The following is a 3809-nucleotide window of genomic DNA, read 5'->3' on the forward strand; positions in this document are numbered from 1 at the left end:
GAATCCATCTGAATGAATCCCTTTCTCGAGCTGCTCTTCTCGGAAAGGGAACGAATCCGAATGAATCCCTTTCTCGAGCTGTTCACCTCGGAAAGGGAACGATTCCATCTCTTGACCCCCTTCTATTATAAGTTTTTGAGTCTCCGATACACATTTGTTCTGGACAACCCTAGTTGCTTAGTAGCTTTGGAGCATGTTTAGGCAGATAATTTGAAAAAGTACCTGTCACTCCCCGAAGTAGATTAACCTTATCGACAAAATTCAAGGAGTAGCAGACGCTTTTTGTAGAATTTTGTCTAAAAAAGTAGAAAATCTTTAGAAGAATGGTAGACCATGTTCTTATTTTTAAGTAAAATAAATATAAGAACAAAAGAGGAGAGAATGATAGATGCAACAATCGAATCAGCCTAGATGGATCCTTCTTTTAACCGTGGTTGTTGCTAGTGGATTCATTACGTTAATGATCTTTAAAGTAAGTAATGCTTTTAGCGAATTATCATCTACTCAAAAACTAGAAGATAAAACCAAAGTGACCATACTCACTTCAGACGAAATTGTTGATCAAAGTTGGGGAAGTTTAGCTTATATGGGTCAACTTAAAATAGAAGAGCAATTTCCTGTTGAGGTTACACTATATAGTGAAATGAAGACCGAAGCATTACTCGTAGAAACACTTGAACAAGCGTTAGAAGCTGGTGCAGAAGTAGTTATTGGTCACGGAAGAGAGTTTTCAGAAGTATTTACTACATTTGCTCCTCTGTACTCGGATGTAAATTTTGTCACGATTCATGGGGAGGCCGTACATGAAAATCAATCTGTTTACTCGTTTAATCAAGGCGAAATTGAAAAAAAGGCGGGTATAGCAGCAGCCTTAATTTCAGAAACAAAGAAAATAGGTTTGATTGATGCAGTTGATGCACGTGAAGACCAGCCTCAATTTGAAGAAGCTCTATATCACGTTAATCCAGATCTTTCATTGTTTTATAAGGTCGTCGATAGTTGGGATGACCATTCTAAAGCACTTGAGTATATGGAGGAGCTCGTAAATGAGGGTGTTGATGTTGTTTATTCAAGAGGGAATGGTTTTAATCGAGCTGTCATTGAATATGGAAAAAAACATCAAATTTACATAATAGGGTATTTGGAAGACCAATCTTATATGGCTAGTAATTGGGTATTGACGAGTGTAATGAATGATGTTTCTCAAATGTATATAGCAATTATGAAAGATTATTTTAGTGAAGAAGGTATTCAACATGGAGTAAAACTGTTAACAGAAGAAGATGGAGTGTATCAACTTGCTCCTTTTGGACCGATGTTTACAAAAGAGGATTTACAATATATTAATGAATGAGTATGAAGTGGGGAGCATGATGAAGAATTTTATGAAGAAAATGTCATTTCGTAATAAAATATTAATTGTTCTCCTTTTAACTACTATGATACTAAGTAGTTTTTCTTTCGTTCTACTCCATTCTATTGATCAAGTTAATACCGTAAGTCAGGAAATTAACCAAAATACGATTCCGGAATTAGTATGGCTTACGCATTGGCAACAAGAACTTCATACGAGAAAAATGCTTATTGAAGGATATATTGAAAATGATCATTGTTGTTATATTGTAGAATCCTACCAATCTCTTATTGCTTCATCCGACGATGAGGTTAATTTGTCACACGGAGATCCCCCTCATTCGTTAGTGCCATTGAAAACAGAAATTGACTTGCTAGACTTTACGATCTTGAATAAAGTACAAGGTCTTATCTTATTTAGTGATCAAGAAACTTTAGAAACATACTTGTTGAACGAGTATCTAGTCCAATTAGATACGATTAATGATCAACTAAATCTAAAAAAAGACACCGTGATTTCGTCTTTAAATAATCATACGAATCACTTTTCAAAAATCATTACTGAATCGCTGTGGTTATTATTAACGTTAACGATTGCGGCTGTGATTGCGGCTATTTTTTCAGCTTATCGAATCAGTTCAAATTTGACGCAGCCGATTGAGAGGCTTGTGCAAAAAGTCGATGAAATTGCGAATGGTCACTACGGAATGAAGGTTGAAGAAACCGCACAGGAGGAGTTTAGGCATCTGACAACTTCTATAAATAAAATGTCTTTAAGCTTAAAAGAATCCTTTGAAACCATTCTAAAAGATAAAGTATATCGGGAACAAATATTAAACTCACTCCCAGTTGGAATTATTACCTTTGATACAAGGTCAGATAACGTTTCATTGAATCAGACTGCAAAGCAGCTACTGGGAAGTGAGGAATCGGTTATTTCGGTTCCAATAAACAGATCGAAAGAGAACAAAACGTTCTGGGATGCTTTGGTTTCGAAAGAGATCATGAACAATGTTAAAGTTCCTTATTATACATCGATTGACGAACGTTCTTTGTTGGTTTCACAATCTGAGCTTATTGATCAAAATAAAGGGACGATCGGTAGAATTTTTTACTTTATTGATATTACAGATACGGAGAATTTAGAGAAAAGAATGCATCAATCTGAAAAGTTAGCTCTTGTTGGGGAACTCGCAGCTGGAGCAGCTCACGAAATACGGAATCCATTAGCGGTTATAGATGGATTTTTAAATCTAATGAATCGTTCTTTTTCAGGGCGGGAAAAAGAAAAGTTTCATTTGCCGTTGATATTAAAAGAGCTTGAACGAATCAATGCCATTATAGAAGAAATGCTGCTTTTAACGAAACCAAGCGCACCTCATTATAAAGAGTTTTACTTAGAAGACATCATTAACGATATACTCCCCTTAATTCGACATTCTGTTGAACATAAAAAAGTGACATTTTCAATAGAGTTAGAGAGAGTTCCGATGAGGGTTGATGGGAAGCAAATGAAACAAGTGTTTCACAATTTAATTAGAAACAGCATTGAATCGATGGAAGAAAAAGGTCATATTTCGATCTACTCTCGATATAAAGGGAATGATTATGAAATATATGTAGAAGATAGTGGGAAAGGAATACCAAAATATATTCAAGCGTCTGTCTTTGACCCGTTTTTAACGTCTAAAGAAACAGGGACTGGGTTAGGTTTGACGATCGTCCAACGGATTATTGATAATCATGGAGGCAAAATAAAATTGACTTCTTCTAATGAAGAAGTTACTACATTTGTTATTACGTTACCTTTTAAATAAAGCATGGATAAAACCTCGTAGTGAAAAGCAAGCATCCCTTTTTTTATTAAATATAACTCTAAGTATCACTCCTAGAAGTATGTCGACCTTATCGATAAAATAAGGGGAGTGACAGTGCACTTTTGTTACTCCAATGGCCCAAATGTTCTACTTCTACTTATGTAATGAATTATTAAATATATCAAAATGTAAATAGGAAAGGAATAGATGTATTTCCATTCTAAGGGATCATAAAGTCCAAGCCACACTGTAACAGGTTCACCTACAAATGATGAAAAAGCCCCGAATATAATCCCTTTAATAATTGGGTTAAATGCAGGTTTAATTTGTAGGAAAAACATAACTATAACAGGTAATACTGAAAAGTCCCACACAATAAATGCAGGAATAGTAAATATTACATCAACTAGATAGACCCAAAGTCCATATGCAACCCCAAGAAAGTCCAAAAATGATGCAATTAACATTGTTGCAAATCCAGCAAATAAAAGACGAGCCCTGCTTTCTTTTTTATGAAATATAAACCATAGTGTCCAGGGAACAATAATCATTAACAGAGTCAACCACCATTGCCAAACTATAAGTGCCTGTCACTACCCGAAGTATGTCGAAATAATATCGACATACTTCGGGTGGTTC

At 35.2% G+C, this 3809-nt stretch carries 3 protein-coding genes and 1 pseudogene; 2 read left to right on the plus strand and 2 right to left on the minus strand.

Translation table 11 applies throughout. From position 1 onward, the window contains the following. Positions 1-125: 125 nt before the first annotated feature. Positions 126-191 (minus strand): annotated as a pseudogene (locus JCM9140_RS25535) (hypothetical protein); the annotation flags it as partial. Positions 192-388: 197 nt separating this feature from the next. Here JCM9140_RS25535 and JCM9140_RS21630 point away from each other — a divergent pair. Both JCM9140_RS21630 and JCM9140_RS21635 read left to right on the plus strand, forming a co-directional pair. Further along, a complete protein-coding gene (locus tag JCM9140_RS21630) occupies positions 389-1354 on the plus strand; it encodes a BMP family ABC transporter substrate-binding protein (RefSeq protein ID WP_034751654.1) in 966 nt (321 codons plus the stop codon). A 16-nt stretch (positions 1355-1370) separates the two neighbouring features. Then, a complete protein-coding gene (locus tag JCM9140_RS21635; RefSeq protein WP_052002481.1) occupies positions 1371-3170 on the plus strand; it encodes a sensor histidine kinase in 1800 nt (599 codons plus the stop codon). Between the two features lie 125 nt (positions 3171-3295). Here the strand turns inward: JCM9140_RS21635 and JCM9140_RS21640 are convergent, their stop codons facing one another. Further along, positions 3296-3721 carry a CBO0543 family protein gene (locus JCM9140_RS21640; RefSeq protein WP_052002480.1) on the minus strand — a complete coding sequence of 142 codons (426 nt, stop codon included), beginning with the start codon at positions 3719-3721 and terminating at the stop codon, positions 3296-3298. Positions 3722-3809: the final 88 nt, after the last annotated feature.

The sequence above is a fragment of the Halalkalibacter wakoensis JCM 9140 genome, assembly GCF_000513095.1.
Classification (GTDB): domain Bacteria; phylum Bacillota; class Bacilli; order Bacillales; family Bacillaceae_D; genus Halalkalibacter; species Halalkalibacter wakoensis.